This is a genomic window from Arthrobacter sp. Y3225116 (assembly GCF_059091245.1).
Genome location: NZ_JBNHGL010000518.1, coordinates 1 through 738, shown reverse-complemented (window position 1 = coordinate 738; position 738 = coordinate 1). Strand labels below are relative to the sequence as shown.

Here is a 738-nt window from a genome sequence, read left to right as displayed (position 1 = left end):
GCCAGCGTGGCCACGCTGTGGTGGGCGTTGAGGCCGCTGGGATTCGGCACCACCCAGAGTTCGGCCCCGCCGAGCGTCTCCGGTTGCCGGCCCAGCTGCGCCTTCGGCCGCTCAAAGCCCACCCGGTAGGCGCTCACTCCGGCGACCGCCACCACCCGGGCCCCCAGGGTTTCGACCCTGGCGGCCAGGCGCCGGGCCCCGGTCCGCAGTTCCTCGGCACCCAGTTCGTCCGCCCTGGCGGTAGCCCGCGGGACAAAGTTGGTGATGCCCACGCCACGGTCGATCAGGTGGTTGCGGTCCGCCGCCGCCATGCCGTCCCCGGCGCGGATTTGATGGTCGGTGATGCCGGCGGCCGCCAGGGCCGGGTAGAACCGGTTGCCGGGCCGGGCGAAGTGCGATCCGGTGGCAGCCGACCAGAGGCCGGGATTGATGCCGACGAACAGCAGGCGCAGGCCAGGGCCCAGCAGATCGGGGACCAGCGCGTCCCGGTAGGCGAGCAGTTCGGCACGGGTAAAGGGCACAAATCCACTCTTTCACACGGCTTGCCGTCCCGCCGCGAAACCGGCCGCATGCTCAGACTCACGGCCCCCTGCTCCGGACAGACGAAGGCACGGCGCCCTCCGAAGAGTGGCGCCGTGCCCGTGCCGCCGCCCGCTCAGGCGGGCCGGCGAATCAGTCGGTACCGGCGTCGAACGCTGCGCGGTCCAGCGCCTCGTCGGCCGCGCGGTCGGCCGGGTC

At 73.0% G+C, this 738-nt stretch carries 1 protein-coding gene; it reads right to left on the bottom strand.

The genetic code is table 11. From position 1 onward, the window contains the following. The coding region (locus AC5RV2_RS18720; RefSeq protein ID WP_494093577.1) for a mismatch-specific DNA-glycosylase at nucleotides 1-521 on the bottom strand (521 nt) is incomplete at its 3' end. Nucleotides 522-738: the final 217 nt, after the last annotated feature.